The organism is Porphyromonas sp. C0041D3 (assembly GCF_056590575.1).
The window spans coordinates 41,411-60,037 of sequence record NZ_JBWPWJ010000006.1 but is presented as its reverse complement, the minus strand read 5'-3'; the positions used below and the strand labels follow the sequence as shown (position 1 = coordinate 60,037).

Sequence of the window (18,627 nt, the reverse complement as noted above, 5' to 3'; positions counted from 1 at the left end):
ACGGGCATACGCTTGTGAGTTAAGTGGCTTAGTCTTATCTGATCGAGACCTATGTCAGTAAGGTATCGTCTTGCAGAGTGAAGCCGAGTAGTGGTTAGTTGGCGACGATGTCCTTCGCCTCTACAGAGACGATCGACTTGTCACCCGTCGTGGTGCGGAAGGCTACCACTCCATCGGTAAGCGCATAGAGAGTATGATCTTTGCCCATACCTACGTGCTCACCGGGATAGTGACGCGTGCCACGCTGGCGGACGATGATGTTGCCTGCCTTGACGACCTCGCCGCCAAACTTCTTGACGCCGAGGCGCTTGCTCTCCGATTCGCGACCGTTCTTGGTACTACCTACACCTTTCTTGTGTGCCATATCTTGTATTCGAAATAGTCTAAAGAGTGAGTAAATAACTGACTGTCTCAGATCAGCCTACGATAGACTTGACCTGCAGCTGAGTGTACTGCTGACGGTGGCCATTGAGCTTGCGGTAGCGCTTGCGGCGCTTCTTGTGGAAGACCAGCACCGTCTCGCCCTTGACGAGAGGCTCTACCACCTCGCAGGTCACCTTAGCGCCCTCGATGGTGGGCACGCCTACGGTGACGTTGCCCTCGTTGTCCAGCAGCATTACACGGTCAAAGTCTACCGTGTCGCCCTCCTTGACATCCTTCATGTGGTAGACGAAGAGCTTGCTGCCCTCCTCGACCTTAAATTGCTGTCCCTGAATCTCTACGATTCCGTACATATTGCTTTAGTTCTTAGAGTGATACCCGGCGGGTGAGGGGCTTATGGGCACCTGCTTACACGACCCGATGCGGAGTATTTCGTCTGCAAAGGTACTGATTTCCTTTGACATCCTAAAGTCTTCACCAAGTGTGACCCCTGAGCTTAGCCCCCTATTCGGCTGTAGAGGGTGCTCACTTCGTAGCCCTCGAAGACCGAAATCAAAGGGGAGGTCAGCGCAGCTGGTGTCTCAGTGGTAGCAGGAGAAGCAGAGGTAGACCCCATCGTCCCGACTGCCTGACTCATACGGAAACTTCTGTGGCGCAAATATACCACCTCCACGGGAGTGGATTGTCTCACAGAGTCTCTTTCTGTCTCTTCTTGACCGAAAGTGTAGGCTATAGTTATGGTATAAAAACAATCCACCTTACCATTGCGGGTCACTTGTGGAGCGTGAAGAGGAATTCGAGCCCGCCCTCGGGGCAATGCCTCCGCGCCTGTATCTGTCCGCCATGGAGGCGTATCGCATTTCGCACAATGCTGAGCCCCAGTCCGGAGCCACCTCGGTCACGTGTGCGGCCGGAGTCGATGCGGTAGAAGCGCTCGAAGATACGCCCCAGCTTCTCCTCCGGTACCCCTCGCCCGGTGTCGTAGTAGGAGAGGTAGACGTACTCATCGTCCCGGTGGTAGCAGGAGAAGCAGAGCGTTACTCCATCGCCGGCATAGCGGAGAGAGTTCTCGATGAGGTTCTGGAAGACAGAGTGGATGAGGGAGTTATTGGCGTGGATGGTGAGCCCGTCGGGGATCTCATTGACGAAGCGGTCACCACTCTGCTCTATACGGTCGGCGAAGGCGATGCGCGCCTCCTCGACGATGAGCCCGAGGTCGAGCTCCTCCATCCGGTACTCCTCCGCCTCCCGCTCGTCCATCTGGCTGATGAGGCGGATGTCGTCCATCATCGCGCTGAGCCGCTCCGCCTGCCTGTAGGCCTTGTCGGTAAAGGCGGCCTGTTGCTCCGGCGAGAGGTCGCTGTAGCGCAGTGTCTCCAGGTAGCCTCGTATGGAGGTGAGGGGCGTACGTATCTCGTGGGTGATATTGCTGGTCATTTCGCGCTTGAGCTGCGCCGTCTGGACCGATACGGTGACGTCCTCTATCGTGAGGTCAAAGGTCTCCGACGCTGAGCGGAAGGCCTTTACCTCAAAGATGTGGCTCCCCGAGGGGATCATCGCTCTGCGGCTCCGCTCCTCGCCACCGGGAGAGGAGGCGATGAAGTCTCCGATAGGCTGCATGCTCTCCTCCGTGAGCAGTTCGGACAGGCTCTCGAGCGGAAGCGCCCGGGAGGAGATCATGCTGGCAAATTGGATGAAGTGGGTATTGGCAAAGAGAGTCGTCCCGCTGCTGTCGAAGAGGGCGATGCCGATCTTGGAGAGGTCAAAGAGGGCGATCAGGTGCTGCCGCATCTCCTCCGTCCGCTGCACCGTCGCCTCGCTCTCGCTGAAGAGCCGGCGAAGCTCCTCGCCGAGGGTGCCGATGTCGTCGTCGGCAAAGAGCGGTCCCTCCATATGCTCCCCGCGGCGCAGAGCGGCGGTGAGTCGTCTCAGCCCGCTGACGGAGCGGTCGGTGGCTCGGAGGCTGAGGAAGGTGCCTACCAGCATACCGAGGAGGATCAGGAGAGAGGGAAGGAGGCAGGCGAGCCAGAGCATCTTGCGATCAGTCGCCGGCTGCTCCCGGTAGGGTCGGGTCAGGTGGATGTAGTGCCCATCGCAGTAGAGGGCGTAGTGGAGCTGCCCATCCGCGGTGTCGCTCTCCTCTGTGGGGCTGAGGTGGTCGCCGCTGTGGTTGTAGTAGGCGAGCCTAAGCTCTGGGTCCTCCGTGAGGGTGAGCTGTCTCCCCACCCGTGTGGTGTCGGTGGCGGCGGTGATGCGGAGGGAGGAGTCGACCAGCTCAGCCTCTATCCCATCGGGGAGTAGGGCGAAGAGGTCATCGACGGGAAGGGTGTGGTGACTCTGCGCTATGAGGTCAGCATAGGTGGCGAGAGTGTTGCTGCTCTCCCTGAGGTGCTGCTTCTCCGCGAAGGAGGCATCTCTATACTTGCTCCAGCAGAGGAGGGTGAGGGCGAGACAGAGGAGGGTGAGGACAAAGTGGAGCCCATAGCTCCTCTTCGTAGGGAGGGATGTGGAGCCGCTCATGGTGTCTCTCTATTGCTTGGAGCGCTGCTCGGCCTCCTCGCTATCCTCGTCAGCGCCCTCGAGCTCTGCCTCGATCTCATCCAGGGTCATCGGTCGGAGACCGTAGCCAAAGCCGACTCGATTGTAGAGCATCGTGCCGTACTTGCCGAGCTTTTTCCGGAGGCGGGCGATGTGCACGTCCACCGTGCGGTCGAGGACTAAGCTCTCGCGGCTCCAGACGCGGTCAAGGATCTCCTGTCGGGTGAAGGTCCGGCCGGGAGCAGTGGCGAGCATCCTGAGGAGGTCGTACTCCGTCTTGGTGACGTCAAAGGGGTGACTGCCGTCGGAGACGGTCATAGCGATCTCATCGATGACGAGCGGTCCCACCTCGATCCGGTCGCTCTCTACTGGCTCATGCTCGGCAGCAGCGGTGCGGTGGAGGACGCTCTTGACACGGGCGACCAGCTCCTTGACTGAGAAGGGCTTGGTGAGGTAGTCGTCCCCGCCGACGGTGAAGCCGTGTAGCAGATCGTCCTCAGCACTCTTGGCAGTGAGGAAGATTATGGGGATCTCGCACCCCTCACTGCGGAGTTCCTCCGCCATCTCAAAGCCTGACATCCCCTCCATCATCACATCAAGGACAATGAGGCTAAAGTAGTGTGGGTCGTCCTCTGCCTGCATCAGCCGCAGCGCTTCCTCAGCACTCGAGGCGGAGGTGGTCCGGAGGCCTATCCGCTCGAGGTGAAAGGCGACGATCTCGCAGATATCGTCCTCGTCATCGACGATGAGGATCCGTGCCGGGCTGTCGGTCTCCGAGAGGGAGCGGGGCGTGTTGTCTCTCTTCATTTCACTCCTCAAACTCGTGTCGTACGTCCGTCCCCTCGACTAAGTAGATGGTCGACTCGGCGAGGTTGGTGGCGGAGTCCCCGATGCGCTCGAGGTTATGCGCCACGGTGTGGATCTGCAGGAGGGCCCGGATCTCCGCCTCGCTGTGCACCCTGTCGGCGCCCTCGGTGGTGATCAGCTGGATGATCTCGCGCTGCTGGCGGTCGATATTGTCGTCCGCATCGATCACCTGATGCGCCACCTCGGTGTCCATGGTGGAGAAGGAGATGATCGCCGACCGGATCATCTCGGTCGTGTCGTCGAGCATCTGCAGCAGCCGCCGAGAGTACTCGTGCATAAAGTCGGAGGTGAAGTCGAGGTCGCGGGCGATATAGACGCCATTCATCACCATATCGCCGACGCGCTCCAGATTGGTGGTGAGGTCGGGGTAGGCGATGATGCGCCGGAGGTCCTCCGCCTTGGGGGCAAACATATATATGGTGTACGCCACCTCCTCGCGGATGCGGATCTCGAGTCTGTCGATGACGTGCTCATTGGTGTCCGCTTCCTCGAAGAGCTCCTCGTCAAAGGGACCGGCAAAGAGCTTCCGCAGGATAGCCAGCTGCAGGAGGGTGACCTTAGAGATAAGCTCGTACTGGCTGTGGACGATCTCGAGCTTTCGGTCCTTAATGATACTGGTACTCATGGTGTGTGGTGCTTAGCTAAATACTCCGGTGAGGTAGTCCTCCGTGCGCTTGTCGCTCGGGGTGGTGAACATCTTCTGAGTGTCGTCGTACTCGATCAGCTCACCGAGGTACATAAAGGCAGACTTGTCGGAGATGCGGGCCGCCTGACCCATATTGTGTGTCACGATGATGATGCTGTAGTGCTCCTTCAGCTCGAGGATCAGCTCCTCGATGGTATTGGTGGATATGGGGTCGAGGGCGGAGGTGGGCTCGTCCATCAGCAGCACCTCGGGCCGGAGGGCGAGGGCGCGTGCGATGCAGAGTCGCTGCTGCTGTCCTCCAGAGAGGAAGGAGCCTCTCTGGTGGGTCACATCCTTCACCTCCTCCCAGAGGCCGACGCTCTCGAGGGAGGTCTGCACCACCTCCTCACGCTCATCCTTGGAGAGGTGGATGCCATTGAGCTTATACCCGGCGAGGACATTCTCCGCGATGGACATGGTGGGGAAGGGGTTGGGCCGCTGGAAGACCATCCCCACCATTCGCCTCGCCTCCATAGGGCTCATCTGCATCAGGTCGCGGTCGTGGAGGAGGATCTGACCCTCGGTACGGATCTCGGGGTAGAGGTCGTGCATGCGATTGATCGCCCTGAGGAGGGTACTCTTGCCGCACCCGCTCGGGCCCATGACGGCGGTGACGAGATGCTCATAGAAGGAGCAATTGATGCTCTTGATCGCCCGCTTCTCCGGCGTGTACGAGACGGAGAGGTCGCGCACCTCGATGATTGGGGTGAGGTCCTCCTCTTGGTTCGGCCGGTGGGTCGAGAGGATCTTGTCGGCTATGGGGATCTGACTCCCGGGCTGTCTCATGACCTTCGTGGAGCTATTGGTGGTAGTGGACATACAAATCTAAGATTATTTCATTTATCTCTTCACGCCCCGCTTTGCCGCAATCGTCTTGGCGGTCAGGTTGAGAGCCAGGATGAGGATCAGGAGGAAAAGGGCGGTGGACCAGATCAGGTCGACGAGATTGGGGTCGTTGTAAAACTCCCAGATCAGGAGGCTGACGGCGGAGGTGGGGCTGGTGACGTCGAGATTGACATACGTGGCGCCGAGGGCGGTGACCATCAGCGGTGCCGTCTCCCCCATCACGCGGGAGATGGAGAGGAGGATCCCGGTGATGATCGCTCCGATGGCGGAGGGGAGTAGCACGTGAAGCATGACGGAGGTGTAGGAGCTGCCGAGGGCGAGCCCCGACTCGAGGAGGGAGCCGGACAGCATATTGAGCGCCTCCTCAGTGCTACGGGTGATCATCGGGATCATCATCAGTGCGAGGGCGACCGCTCCAGCGACGGCACTGTAGCTGTGCATGGCGCGCACCACCCACATGTAGACGAGGATGCCGCAGATGATCGACGGCACGCCCTGGAGGATGTCGGCAAGCGTGCGGACGAGGGTCGCCATCTTTTTCCCCCTATGGAGGTGGAGGTAGATGCCACCGAGGAGTCCGAAGGGGATCGAGATGAGCGAGGCAAGACCCACCATAATGAGGGTGCCGACGATGCCATTGAGGATACCCCCGGGGATCGGCTGACCGCTCTGCTTGGCCAGCATCGCCTCGATAGAGGAGGGGACGACGCTGGTGAAGAAGTCGAGATTGAGCTGATGCCAGCCCTTGGTGATCAGTTCGATCAGGATTGCCAGGAGCGGGATCGCTGTGGCGATGCTGAGGAGGCAGACGAGGACAAAGGCGACCCGGCTTGCTACCCGGCGGCGCTGCTGGTGTGTCGGCCTCTGGGCGTAGCTCTCGAGGGAGTTGTGGCTGTTGCTCATGGCTTAAGTCTGGAGATGATGACCTTGGCGGCACAGTTGATCAGCGCCGTAATAAGGAAGAGGATCAGACCGATGGCGAAGAGGGCGCTGAGCTTCAGGCCTGTCGCTTCGCCAAATTGGTTGGCAATCACCGATGCCATCGTATTGCCGGTCTCGATCAGGTCGCCGCTCTCACTCAGGGTGAAGGGGATGTTGCTCGTATTCCCGATCAGCATCGTCACCGCCATCGTCTCACCGAGGGCGCGGCCAAAGGCGAGGGTGTAGGCGGCAAAGATGCCCGACGCAGCACCGGGGAGAGAGACGCTCTTGATCACCTCGAAGCGGGTCGCCCCGAGGCCATAGGCGGCCTCCTTCAGCTCTCCCGGCACCATGGAGATGAATTCGGTCGAGAGCGACGAGGCGTAGGGGATGATCATGATCGCGAGGACGATCGAGGCGAGGATGACACCGAAGCCCTGCTCGCTCCACCCCCAGACGATCATCAGGTGGCGGATGGTGTAGAAGCCCCAGAGACCATAGACGATCGAGGGGATCCCCGCCAGCATGTCCACGACGGAGCTGACGACGGCGGCGATCTTCTTTCCCCTAAAGTACTCGCCGGAGAAGAGCGCCACGGCGAGGGAGAAGGGGATGCAGAGGAGCAGTGCCAGGAGCGAGGTCTCCAGCGTGCCGACGATGAAGGGCCAGGCGCCGTAGCTCTGTGTCTTGTCGCTCCACTCGCTACCGGAGAGGAAGTCGAGGAAGCCGAAGTGGCTCACTGCGGGACCGCTCATCGAGGCGAGCGTGTAGATGATCGCGGCAGTCAGGAGGATGAACCCGATGCCGACGATCGTCAGCAGGGTGTTGAAGAAACGGTCTTTTTTCATGGTTCGCTCAGGGGCTTACCCTGGTAGGTCATGGAGGCGATGACGGCTCTCGCCTTCTCAAGGGCAAGGGGCGGGAGGGAGGCGTAGTGGGTCTTGCGCGCCGCCTCGTGGGTCTCCTCGCCGACGATGTAGTAGAGGAAGTCCTGCAGCAGTCGGGCGCTCTCGAGGCTCCTGTGACCGTAGGACTGCTCCTTGTAGACGATGAGCCAGGTCATCGTGCTGATGGGGTAGGCGTCAGGGTCGGGACTGTCAGCGATCATCACCCGCGTGTCATCGGGGAAGTCGCTTAGGTTGGCGGAGAGGGAGATGCTCTCCATCGTGGGGGCGATGAAGTGCCCCGAGCGGTTGCGGATCGCTGCTGCGGGGATGCCGAGAGCCATGGAATACTCCGAGCCGATATAGCCGATCGCACCGGGGGTGGAGGAGATCACGCCGGCGACGCCGGGATTGCCCTTGGCGGCATTGCCCACCTTGATATCCAGCGTCTTGGCAGCACCAAGCTCCTCGCGCCACACCGAGTCGACCTTGCTCATGTAGCTTGAGAAAACGAAGGTGGTGCCGCTGCCGTCCGTGCGGTAGATTGGGATCACCCTTTGGTCGGGCAGGGTGATATCGGGATTGAGCTCCCGGATCGCTGGGTCATTCCACTCCGTGATCCGCCCGGTGTATATCCCCGAGATCACCTCAGGCGTGAGCCGAAGCTCCTCGATGCCCTCGAGGTTGTAGGCGATGACGATGCCGCCGATGCAGGTGGGGATGTGGATGATCGGCATAGGCATGGCCTTGGCGATCTTTTCGTCGGAGAGGAACTCGTCGGTGCCGCCAAAGTCCACCGTCGTCTCGGCCAGATTGCGCTGACCGGCGCCGCTGCCGACACCGCCGTAGCTCACATGGATGCCCTCCGCATCGCCATACTGCTTCGCCACCTCGATGTAGAAGGGGGCAGGGAAAGTCGCTCCGGCACCGCTCAGGGTCTTCGAGCCGGCGCAACCGCTCAGCCACGGAAGAAGCGCCAGACCCAGCAAGGAGTAGATCAGAAATTGCTTTGCCACAATATATGATATATGAGTATCTGTCTCTTTGCGACAAAGGTACCGAGGCGGTTATACCTTGCCGTTACGCTCGTGTGACATTGCTGTTACGGAAGAGGGGTGATCCCACCGGGATCGGCAGGCGGAGAGGCGATTTTCGTTGCCCGGGTGTCGGAGGGGCTTATCCCATCCGACCACCTGCAAACGATAGCCCTCTTTATCCCCACGCCCCATCAGGGCGTCTCTCGTAATGGTGATCGTAAGAGGGACCGACACCCTATCGGGGTCGTATATATAGGGTATATCTCAAGTGACCCGGGGTCTTCGGCACTTCGTGCCTCGACCGCCGGGCTATGCAGAACGGACCCCTATCGGGGTCCCCTGCCGGGACAGCAGACGGGGCAGCATCTCTGGGCTGCACCCTTAGGGTGCTCTCTCCTTAGGCATCGGTCATCCGCGAAGCGGTGACCGATGTGCAGCGACCACCCCCAATACCACGACCCCGATAGGGTGTCGCCGAGCGGACATTTCCATCTCGGCGACCCGCAAGGGATCGAGGCATATATATGTTTGCTTAGGCATCGGTCGAGACACGAAGTGCCGATGACCGATGCCTATGGAAGGAGCATCCTCCGGATGCAGGCATGCCATCTATTGATGGTTATTCTTTGCGCCGTCCGACTCGTCCGACAGGTTGCGCATGGGGCTGAGACAACCCCCCCTTCAAGCAAATTTCTAATACCGATATTAGGCGACACTAATATCGGTATTAGGGAAATCTAATATCGGTAATAGGAAAACCTCTCATCGGGCGGGGTACACTGCATCTAAATCCGAGGGGGGCTCCTCGTCGTTGGTCCGACCGGTCGGTATGTCGGTGTGTCGGTATGTGAAGATCAATTATTAATGGTACCTTTGAGGCATCAAAAAAAGACATCAACCCGTGACACACGTGAGGGACTTACATCATCAGGATAAAGCATTCTTTGGCGCTGATCAGAATTCCGGATTGGTCGGTTCTTCGTGTGGTCAAAGCAGGGTCGTGAGGTCTTTCGTCTTATTAGACAATAGGTGGTTATGAAAGTATTAGTTACCGGGGGAGCAGGGTTTATCGGATCTAATCTGTGCGAGTTTCTCCTCGGAGAGGGGCATGAAGTTCGCTGTATGGACAACTTCTGCACCGGGAAGCCGGAGAACGTCATCCCCCTGCTTGAGAAGTTCCCTAACTCCTTTTCCCTCGTGGTTGGTGACATACGGAGTCTTGAGGATTGCCGCAAGGCGGTCGATGGTATGGAGTATGTCCTTCACGAGGCGGCCTTAGGGTCGGTTCCTCGGTCCATCAAGGATCCGATCACCACCAATGATACCAATATCGGAGGGTTCCTCAATATGCTTGTCGCCGCTCGAGATGCCGGTATTAAGCGCTTTGTCTTCGCCGCCAGCTCCTCTACCTATGGGGATAGTGAGTCTCTGCCTAAGGTGGAGGAGGTGATCGGTCGCCCTCTCTCCCCTTACGCCATTACCAAGTATGTAGACGAGCTCTATGCTGATGTCTTTGCGCGGACGTATGGTATTGAGTTCATCGGTCTCCGGTATTTCAATGTCTTTGGTCGTCGCCAGGACCCCCATGGGGCATACGCTGCGGTGATCCCGCTCTTCGTCAAGAAGCTGATGGCGCATGAGCAGCCTGTCATCAATGGCGATGGCGAGTACAGTCGTGACTTTACCTATGTCGACAATGTCATCCAGATGAATATGCGTGCACTCACCACGACCAATCCAGAGGCGGTTAATCAGATCTATAATACCGCCTACGGCGAGCGCACGACTCTCAATCAGCTGGTCTCTTACCTGAAGAAGAATCTCTCAAAGATGGATCCGGAGATCAAGTCCATCGATGCGATCCATGGACCTAATAGAGTCGGAGACATTCCTCACTCCCTTGCCTGCATAGATAAGGCAAAGCGCCTCCTTGGCTACGATCCCAAGTACTCTATGCGTCAGGGACTGGAGGAGTGCTGCAGGTGGTACTGGGAAAACCTCTAAGCGACAGTCGCAAAATGATCGAGAAGGTAGACCTCCTGGATTTTACAGCCTTTGGGGAGCTCCATGCGGAGCTTGCCCCCGGACTCAATGTCTTCATCGGTGAGAATAGCACAGGCAAGACCCACTTGATGAAGCTCCTCTACTCCGCTCTGATCTATGCTAACGACGTCGAGACAAGGAGCATCGAGCAGCTCCTTATGGAGTACTTCCTCCCTGATAGTATCGGTCGCCTCGTGAAGCGGTCTGTGGGTCGCGGATCCGGCTCCTTCAGCATCACGAGGCGTGATGGGGACGAGGTCTCACGATCGCTCAAGGTGCGGCTGACGACGCAGCAAGGCGTGACGGAGGAGGCAGAGGACTGGCGCACAAGCACGCCCCTACCGGCGGTCTACATCCCCGTCAAGGACATGCTGGCCAACGCCCCCGGCTTCCTCTCCCTCTACAGAGATCACACCATCCACTTCGAGGGGATTTACCCCGACATCATCAGTAAGGCTCTCTATCCCGCCACACGGGGGAGGAGAGGCGCGCTACAGAGGGAGCTTCTAGACTTCATCGAGCAGGAGATCGGAGGCACGATCGCCATAGAGGGGGAGGAGTTTTACCTCCGTTCTCGCGACGGCTCCGGCAACCTTGAGTTTACCCTCCTCTCAGAGGGCTACCGCAAGCTGGGGCTACTCTTCTGCCTGATCCAGAACGAGCGCCTCGCTGAGGGGTCAATCCTCTTCTGGGACGAGCCGGAGGCCAATCTCAACCCCAAGATAATGGGGCTCCTCGTGGAGATGCTCTACAAGCTGGTGGAGATGGGCGTGCAGATCTTCATCTCCACGCACAATAGCATGCTCACCTCACAGATACGTCTTCGCGAGGATGAGGGGGACACAAGGTATCACCTCTTCCAGAGGAGAGCGGACGGAGAGATCCACTACTCCGCACATGACCACCTGACAGATATGGAGGCGAATCCCATCCGACGGGCGTATGACGACCTGCTACTCCGTCAGATAGAGAGCGAGCTACAGCCATGAGAGCAGAGATAGAGGGATACAGTTACGACTTCCCTACGGCAGAGAGCATCGTCAAGTTTGACGGCCCGGAGCACCGTATGTCGAGTGCGATGAAGGCGGTCGATGTGGTGATCGAGATGCCGGGCCGCAGGCTCTATATCGAGGTGAAGGACTTCGATGCACACCGTACGGAGATGCAGAGGGAGGGACGGGATGTCTCCAACAAGGAGTGGCAGAGAGACCTGAGAGCCGAACTGGTATATAAGTTTCGCGACTCCCTCCTCTACCACTGGTGCCAGAAGAAGCCCGAGAAGAAGAGTATCTTCCTCTTCCTCACCGACTTGACCGACTCCGCACTACTCAATGCACTGAGCCAAGACCTCGATCAGAGATTTCCCCGCAAGAGACACGCTAAGACCTGGTCGACCGTGTGGCAAAGGACCTTTGTCGAGACGCTCCTTGTCCTCAACGAACATCTGTGGAATCAAAGTACCCTGCTCCGCGCAATGGGGACCATAAGTCGCATCAAATAAGCAAATCAAATAACATCTCATATACATTATGAACTCACTCAAAGACACTAAGATAGCCGTCATCGGCCTCGGCTACGTCGGTCTGCCCCTCGCACGCCTCTTCAGCACGAAGTACAAGACCATCGGCTACGACTACAACCCCGCTCGGGTAAAGGCTCTGATGGCGGGTCACGATGCCACCCTGGAGGTGTCGGATGAGCTCCTGCAGACCGCCATCAAGAATGGCTTCATCTGCACCTCGGATCTCGATGAGATCAGGGAGTGCAACTTCTATGTCGTGGCTGTCCCCACGCCCGTGGATGAGAATCACAACCCCGACCTCTCTCCGCTTATCTCTGCCAGTGAGGTGGTAGGTAAGGTCATCAGCAAGGGCGATGTGGTCGTCTATGAGAGTACCGTCTACCCGGGCGTGACGGAGGAGAGCTGTATCCCGGTCGTGGAGCGTGTCTCCGGGCTGAAGTTCAATGAGGACTTCTTCGGTGGCTACAGCCCTGAGCGCATCAATCCCGGCGATAAGCAGCATACCGTGGAGCATATCAAGAAGGTTACCTCCGGCTCCACGCCCGAGGTGGGCGAGTATGTCAATGCCGTCTACAGCTCCGTCATCACTGCCGGCACTCATCTCGCACCCTCTATCAAGGTGGCTGAGGCGGCCAAGGTGATCGAGAACTCCCAGAGGGATATCAACATTGCCTTTGTGAATGAGCTGGCTAAGATCTTCAATCGCATGGGCATCGATACTCAAGATGTGCTGGAGGCAGCGCAGACGAAGTGGAACTTTCTCCCCTTCCGTCCCGGTCTCGTAGGCGGTCACTGCATCGGCGTTGATCCTTACTACCTCGCACAGTGTGCCATGAGGTACGGGTACAATCCCGAGATCATCCTTGCCGGTAGGCGTATGAACGATGGCATGGGCGAGTATGTGGCGGATCAGGTGGTCAAGCTGATGCTTAAGCGGGGCATACAGGTGCTTAACTCCAGGATCCTCCTCCTCGGCTTTACCTTCAAGGAAAATTGCCCCGATGTGCGCAATACCAAGGTGATCGACATCGTGAAGACTCTTAAGTCTTACAACACCAACGTCACCATCTACGACCCGTGGGCCAACCCTGAGATCGTCCGGCGGGAGTATGGCGTGGAGGTGACCAATCAGCTCCCCTCAGAGAAGTATGATGCGGTCATCCTCGCTGTCGCCCACAGAGAGTTTGAGAAGCTCTCCGTCCGCGACCTGACAACCGACAAGGGAGTGGTCTACGATGTCAAGGGCTTCCTGAAGAGTAATGAGTGTGACGCCAAGCTCTAACCAACTGCTTTTTTTGAGGCTCCCCAGTAAGTCTCCTTAGCGATCGAATGGTCTTCCCATCACTTATGTACCTTGTAGTATGAGTAAATTGCAGATACAGATCTCGAATTTCCGAGCCATCCAAGAGGCGCGGATCGATCTCAATGGCATCACCGTACTGACAGGACTCAATGCCACAGGGAAGAGCACCATCGGCAGGATGATGTACTATACAGGGTATTATGCCAGCCACTACAGCCGACTGCTCGATGATTACCTTAATCGACGGATGGGTGGTATCTCGGAATACCTCAAGAATTACTTCAATAGTCTCCCAGAGCCGGTCAAGTTTGATCTTCTTTTTAAGGGTTACGTATTTAGCCATAAGCCCTATGCTGAGGCTGATGCTTATGTGATTATTGATGAGCTGAAAGCGTATTACGAGGGTGGTGCACAGGTCAAGTCCCTTGACAGAGAGCGGCTGGGAAAGGTATTAGGTCGCCAAATTAAGAGTAGAAGCTCTTTCTTTGTAGGACTTAGAGACCTGAGAGACTTAGTCGAAGTCATTTATAAGGAATACAATAGACTGATCCATGAACGCCCTCCCCTATATCTGAGAAATAGACTGAACGAACTCTTCAATACCTCTAATGAGACTCTGATGAAGAGCCTTATAGTAAAAGAGGGGACAGAGGAGATCATTAGTCCCAATCGAAAGAATATAGGTGTCTTCTCTACGTTTGACTCTGTATTCTATATTGACACCCCCATGATTGCCAATTTTCCCGGCGAGTTACCAAGTGGGATATTGGATCAGAATTGGGAGGAGCTGATACGGATTTTCTATGACGGAAGCACTCGGCCATTAGAGCCGAAAGAGGAGGAGGTCGTGGAGAAGCTCGTGCAGATCACTCACGGAACGATTGAGCTGCCGTCCAAGGATCAGGAGGGGACGATGCGGACACGCAAAATACTCTTTAGGGAAGCAGACGGACAGAGCTACCCGCTCAAGGAGGTGGCTACGGGGATCAAGAGCTTTGCGCTGATACAGTCACTCTTGCTTAAGGGGCGGTTGAGTAAGAATACACTCCTTATCATTGACGAGCCGGAGGCTCATCTCCACCCTCAGTGGGTGGTCGAGTATGCTCGCATGATCACGCTCCTGAATAGGGAGCTGGGGGTTCGCTTCTTGCTGGCCACCCATAGTCCTAAGCTTGTCCAGACCCTTTATCTTCTTGCTGAGGATGAGGATCAGGAGGAGCCTACTCTTAAGTATTACCTAAGTGAGAGATCGGACGCAGGTAATCCATCCGCCTATCGCTTTAGGGAACTGACGGACGAGGAGGGAATAGAGCCTATCTTTGCCTGCTTCAATACCGCTTACGACCTTATGGGTACCTATGTCGAGGAGTAAGGAATGAAGAGAAAGGCAGTATACTTCTTCACCGCTTACGACAAGTCTCTCACCGATCAGCTGATCGGCTCTGTGGGGCATAGGATGGGTCTTGGCGATCTCCTGCAGAGGGAGGGAGCCAAGGCGTGTGTCTCTATCCAGTCAGATGTGGTAGATATGGATGCGGTCGCAGTGGATAATGCCGGCTCTGAGATCCCGAGCAGCGTGGATATGGTCTTTGGTTGCGAGCGTAATCGGGTGCAGCTTGCGGAGTGTAAGTATCGTGTCGGTGGATCCGGTAAGCAAAGGAAGAAGCTCACCCCTCCCTCGCAGAGTGAATTCAAGTCTAAGGTGGCGGATACAAGGGCTCTCTTGCAGTCCGCTGAATACACCAGCCTTGCTCCTACTCTGGCAATCCTCTTCGCAGACAATCACATCGAGCAGGCTCGAGCCTGGGTAAACGATTACAATGCCGGGAAAAAGCAGCCGCTCTACAAAGAGATGACTACCGCTGAGTTTCTCAGCACCTTCTTTACAGAAGACATAAACTCAAGGGGGTAAGTGGTTTGTTTATGATTTGGCTTATATCAAATAGGTCTATGATTGAACATGAGTTGTTGTATTTATTTCATCCGTTATGCCGTCATTTCCTGATGTGGGTGAGAGCGATGTCTCTTTGATATTCTTAAATACTCCGACTCTTTGTAGTTGTTGTAATAATTACATCCTTTCAGGCAATGTATTGTGTCGTCACACTTTTTGAACTCTGATAGATTGTGAAGCAGCCATTTGTCTTTGTTCTTCATCACCTAGGAGTTGCCTGGGAGTTTGTTCGTGGAGCTATTTGGTCTGTTATTCTTACTAAGTCGTATAGAAAGCTTCGGGTTGGCAGGAATTTACAAACAATAGGCACTGTGCAAATTGATAGCTCCGTGGTAGTAGGTAGTAACGTGAAGCTGTTCGAAAATATTACTATTGGTGGTAATACAATTATAGGTGATAATGTAGAGTTGAGATGTAACAAGAATCAAAAAATAGTTGTAGGACAAAGGTGTACAGTTAATAGAGGGTCTGTAATTATTGGGAATGTATCAATAGGGGATGATTGTCTAATAGCTCCAAACAGTGTATTGGCTGGTGGAAATCATGTATTCTCAGATACATCTATACCTATAAACACGCAAGGTGTACATAGCAAGGGTATTATCATTGAGGAAAATGTATGGGTGGGCGCAGGCTCAGTAATTTTAGATGGCGTTACGATTGGTGCCGGGAGTGTTATTGGTGCGGGATCGGTCGTTACCAAAGATATTCCAAGGGGAGTTGTTGCTGTAGGTAATCCCTGTAAGACAATAAAGCAATTGCAGAGATGAATGATCTCAAGGCCAAAACTCTAAAAGGTGTGCTTTGGAACTCTTTTGGGACTATTGGTGCGGGTATTGCGAGCTTTCTCGTAACAATAGTTTTGGCTAGGTTGCTGTCCCCCTCACATTTTGGGGTTTTGGAATTGATGATGGTGTTTGTTTATATTGCTGACACCATTGTTGATAGTGGATTCAGTCAGGTGCTGATTGCAGACAAGAACGCCGGATCATGTGATTTTACGTCGGTTTTTTATGTAAATCTAATCATTGCAGTACTTGTCTATTTAATCCTATTCTTTATTGCCCCCACCCTATCCCGCTATTTTCTCATCCCTGATTTCCATCGTTATTCTAGAGTTGTATTCATAGCTATTATTTTGAATTCATTTACGCTGATACAGAATACACTTTATTCCAAGGAAATGAGGTTCCGCGAGCTCTCTATGGCAATCTTTCTATCAACTTTGATTGCTGGAGGTATTTCCATCTATTTAGCTTACATTGGTTTGGGTATTTGGTCTCTAGTGGCAAATTACGTCCTAATAGCCCTCTTTAAGACGATCTTCCTTTGGTCTAAAAGCAACTGGCGTCCCCAAGGCGGGGTAGTCTCGTATAGTATTCGTAAATACATCAAGAGTGGAGGCAATCTTCTTGTGCAGGGAATGACAGATAAGATTGTTACTAACTTGGAGTCGTTTTTCATTGGGAAAAAGTATAGTAGTGATGCCTTGGGATTCTTTTCCCAGGCTCGTAAAATAAATTCATACTCTACACAGACATTGGTTTCCATAGTACAGCGTGTGACTTTCCCTGCGCTGTCTACGATAGAATCGGACGAGCAATTGCTGTCAGCTTATAGAAAGGTATTAAGAATGACAATGTTTATAGTTGTACCTCTTGCATCATTTTTGGTGGTGGTTGCACCTTCTTTTATATATGTCTTATTGGGCGAAAAATGGATGGGGTCTGTTCCTTTTCTTCAACTATGGAGTATTTGCTCTCTTCTCGTGGCATTTTACTCCATCTTCGTCAATATCTTCTTAGTTAAGAACGAAACTAGGAGGCTATTGCATCTTTCGTTGATTCGTCAAGGATTGAGAGTCGTAGCCATTATCCTTCTTGTTCGTTTCAGCATTGAACTTTTGATTGTAGGGTTAATTGCAGTAACCTTGATTTCTGCCATTCAATATTGTATAGAGGGAGGGAAGCTTATTTCATATACTCCAAAGTTAGTTGTAGCGGATCTCTCCGCTACAGTTATGTCATCGATAGCTTCTTCCGTTGTCGTTTTCACCATCTCTACTGTGTTCCCGTCCTCGTCATATTCACTCCTTACCTTATGTCTTCAAACCACCATTCTTTTAGCTGTCTACCTGCTCGGCTGCTATTTGTTTCACAACAAGGCGTTATACGAGTTTAGGGAAATTGCGACTAGGGTTTTTCATTAATCCTGTAACAGATATGGCAAAAAGCAGCATCGAACTAAATAAGGCAATGGTTGGCGTATTATGCTTCTACCTATTGTCATTGCTTGTCTCACTTACAACACAAATAAGTGTGCAGGCTTTTTATTTGTATTCAGGGGGGTTCCTATTGTGTTCTCTTTTTTTTGTTCACATATTTGTAAGGCTCTCATATGAGATATCCCCGAACAAATTCCTCATATACCTGCAAGGATTTACACTAATCTACGGATTGTTGTGCGCCTTTTTTATCGGCCATATGCTCATTAATAGTTTTGGCGAACCATTTATTGGCTTAGATGATGCCAACTATCAAACCCAACAAGCGAATATTGCGAATAATCTTTTAGGTCATTATGGGGCTATGAATTCTCATACCCTAATGTCAGGTTTCTATTCCGGATATCCGAACTTTGGGGGAATTTTAATGTACTTGGTGGGTTCTACCCATTGGTATGTGCCGAGGGGGGCAACTGTATTTCTCCATGTTTGTACGATTATTCCTTTTTATCGAATTGTCTCTCGATACTCAACTGTTAGTTCATCACTTACTGCTACAGTCTTATATGCGATATCGCCTATGATACTGACAATGCAATTCTTACAACTAAAAGATGGACTATTAATCACACTGCTGGTATTCGCCACTTCCTCCCTTTTGAATCTAATAGAGGGTAAGAAAGTCATACTACATCTACTAGCTCTGATCATCTGCCTATTTGGGATGATTACTATTCGCGCTATGGTTATTGTCGCTTTTCTTGTCGCAGTCCTACTTTTCTACGTCTTTCGCAGACGTAAAGGGGACATCTTCGTTGGTTTAGGCTTAAGCATCCTTGTACTTGGTGGCATTTCATACCTTTGGAATTGGCTTTCAACTCAAGGACTGGTTCTTGATCCTCAGGAGTACTACTCCGTGCGTATGGAGCATTTAGGTGATTCGGAAAGAATGGCCGGAGAAGCTTCCCAACTCTCATCCACATGGTATGTAGCATTAGTTAGTGCCCCACTTTTCGTTGTCATGAGCCCTTTTGTACCTATACCGAGTGCGTTTGTCTTTGAAAATCCACTTTACCCTAGTACGAACTTCGAATTCTCAGCTAATATCTTTTTGTATGCGTTTCTTCCTCTTTTCTTCGTGTCCATATATCGCATTTTCAAAGAGAGACAGAATGCTCAAGCACCCATATTTATCTTACTCTTCTTTTTTGTCTATAAGGTTGGCTCTGCACTGTCTGGAATGACTATTTGGAGTTACAGGCAAACGCTTCCTGCGACCCTTGCTGTACTCTTACTCATACCTTTAGGGTTAGATACTACACCTACCAAATCGGTAAAAAGAGTCAGGCGAATTGCTAGTGTAATTTTAGTTGTTCTTTTATTTGCATGGACCTTTTTTAGAACATATATTCGTCAGTGAGT

General features: G+C 53.8%; 19 protein-coding genes. 9 read left to right on the top strand and 10 right to left on the bottom strand.

All coding sequences use genetic code 11. The features are described 5' to 3' along the window. Positions 1 to 94 precede the first annotated feature (94 nt). The 10 genes from rpmA to AC1EKE_RS05595 form a co-directional block, all read right to left on the bottom strand. Positions 95 to 364, bottom strand: a complete 270-nt coding sequence (rpmA, locus tag AC1EKE_RS05640) for a 50S ribosomal protein L27 (RefSeq protein ID WP_296122000.1) — start codon at positions 362 to 364, stop codon at positions 95 to 97. Positions 365 to 416: 52 nt separating this feature from the next. Then, on the bottom strand, positions 417 to 734 hold the full coding sequence (rplU, locus tag AC1EKE_RS05635) for a 50S ribosomal protein L21 (RefSeq protein ID WP_296158679.1): 318 nt from the start codon (positions 732 to 734) through the stop codon (positions 417 to 419). Positions 735 to 1,152: 418 nt separating this feature from the next. Beyond that, complete coding sequence (locus AC1EKE_RS05630; RefSeq protein ID WP_297129472.1) at positions 1,153 to 2,901, bottom strand: sensor histidine kinase; 1,749 nt, start codon at positions 2,899 to 2,901, stop codon at positions 1,153 to 1,155. Between the two features lie 9 nt (positions 2,902 to 2,910). After that, positions 2,911 to 3,726 carry a response regulator transcription factor gene (locus AC1EKE_RS05625; RefSeq protein WP_480308615.1) on the bottom strand — a complete coding sequence of 272 codons (816 nt, stop codon included), beginning with the start codon at positions 3,724 to 3,726 and terminating at the stop codon, positions 2,911 to 2,913. A 1-nt stretch (position 3,727) separates the two neighbouring features. Then, positions 3,728 to 4,411, bottom strand: a complete 684-nt coding sequence (locus AC1EKE_RS05620) for a phosphate signaling complex PhoU family protein (protein ID WP_070463891.1) — start codon at positions 4,409 to 4,411, stop codon at positions 3,728 to 3,730. A gap of 12 nt (positions 4,412 to 4,423) precedes the next feature. Further along, positions 4,424 to 5,290, bottom strand: coding sequence for a phosphate ABC transporter ATP-binding protein PstB (gene pstB, locus AC1EKE_RS05615; protein WP_480308614.1), 867 nt, complete (start codon positions 5,288 to 5,290; stop codon positions 4,424 to 4,426). 21 nt (positions 5,291 to 5,311) lie between these two features. Beyond that, positions 5,312 to 6,220: a phosphate ABC transporter permease PstA gene (pstA, locus tag AC1EKE_RS05610; protein ID WP_480308613.1), complete on the bottom strand. Its 909-nt coding sequence runs from the start codon at positions 6,218 to 6,220 to the stop codon at positions 5,312 to 5,314. After that, positions 6,217 to 7,086 carry a phosphate ABC transporter permease subunit PstC gene (gene pstC / locus AC1EKE_RS05605; protein WP_296158673.1) on the bottom strand — a complete coding sequence of 290 codons (870 nt, stop codon included), beginning with the start codon at positions 7,084 to 7,086 and terminating at the stop codon, positions 6,217 to 6,219. Before pstC ends, pstA begins: the two co-directional genes overlap by 4 nt. Next, positions 7,083 to 8,138 carry a phosphate ABC transporter substrate-binding protein PstS gene (pstS, locus tag AC1EKE_RS05600; RefSeq protein WP_480308612.1) on the bottom strand — a complete coding sequence of 352 codons (1,056 nt, stop codon included), beginning with the start codon at positions 8,136 to 8,138 and terminating at the stop codon, positions 7,083 to 7,085. Before pstS ends, pstC begins: the two co-directional genes overlap by 4 nt. Positions 8,139 to 8,556: 418 nt before the next feature. Then, positions 8,557 to 8,679 (bottom strand): hypothetical protein, encoded by a 123-nt coding sequence (locus AC1EKE_RS05595; RefSeq protein WP_480308611.1) that lies wholly within the window; start codon positions 8,677 to 8,679, stop codon positions 8,557 to 8,559. A 515-nt stretch (positions 8,680 to 9,194) separates the two neighbouring features. Here AC1EKE_RS05595 and AC1EKE_RS05590 point away from each other — a divergent pair. From AC1EKE_RS05590 to AC1EKE_RS05550, 9 genes are all read left to right on the top strand, one after another. Next, positions 9,195 to 10,163 (top strand): SDR family oxidoreductase, encoded by a 969-nt coding sequence (locus AC1EKE_RS05590; protein ID WP_480308610.1) that lies wholly within the window; start codon positions 9,195 to 9,197, stop codon positions 10,161 to 10,163. A 14-nt stretch (positions 10,164 to 10,177) separates the two neighbouring features. Continuing rightward, entirely contained in the window at positions 10,178 to 11,191 is a 1,014-nt protein-coding gene (locus AC1EKE_RS05585) for an AAA family ATPase (protein ID WP_480308609.1), read from the top strand. Next, the gene (locus AC1EKE_RS05580; protein WP_480308608.1) at positions 11,188 to 11,703 is read left to right on the top strand and encodes a hypothetical protein; all 516 of its coding nucleotides are present in this window, start codon (positions 11,188 to 11,190) and stop codon (positions 11,701 to 11,703) included. The genes AC1EKE_RS05585 and AC1EKE_RS05580 overlap by 4 nt, the downstream gene beginning before the upstream one ends. A gap of 28 nt (positions 11,704 to 11,731) precedes the next feature. After that, on the top strand, positions 11,732 to 13,006 hold the full coding sequence (locus AC1EKE_RS05575; protein ID WP_480308607.1) for a nucleotide sugar dehydrogenase: 1,275 nt from the start codon (positions 11,732 to 11,734) through the stop codon (positions 13,004 to 13,006). Between the two features lie 79 nt (positions 13,007 to 13,085). Then, a complete protein-coding gene (locus AC1EKE_RS05570; protein ID WP_480308606.1) occupies positions 13,086 to 14,399 on the top strand; it encodes an AAA family ATPase in 1,314 nt (437 codons plus the stop codon). A gap of 3 nt (positions 14,400 to 14,402) precedes the next feature. Next, positions 14,403 to 14,939, top strand: coding sequence for a hypothetical protein (locus tag AC1EKE_RS05565; protein WP_480308605.1), 537 nt, complete (start codon positions 14,403 to 14,405; stop codon positions 14,937 to 14,939). Positions 14,940 to 15,154: 215 nt separating this feature from the next. Next, entirely contained in the window at positions 15,155 to 15,751 is a 597-nt protein-coding gene (locus tag AC1EKE_RS05560; protein ID WP_480308604.1) for an acyltransferase, read from the top strand. Beyond that, positions 15,748 to 17,190 carry a lipopolysaccharide biosynthesis protein gene (locus AC1EKE_RS05555; protein WP_480308603.1) on the top strand — a complete coding sequence of 481 codons (1,443 nt, stop codon included), beginning with the start codon at positions 15,748 to 15,750 and terminating at the stop codon, positions 17,188 to 17,190. The genes AC1EKE_RS05560 and AC1EKE_RS05555 overlap by 4 nt, the downstream gene beginning before the upstream one ends. A 13-nt stretch (positions 17,191 to 17,203) precedes the next feature. Further along, positions 17,204 to 18,625 (top strand): hypothetical protein, encoded by a 1,422-nt coding sequence (locus AC1EKE_RS05550; RefSeq protein ID WP_480308602.1) that lies wholly within the window; start codon positions 17,204 to 17,206, stop codon positions 18,623 to 18,625. The last annotated feature ends 2 nt before the right edge of the window (positions 18,626 to 18,627 follow it).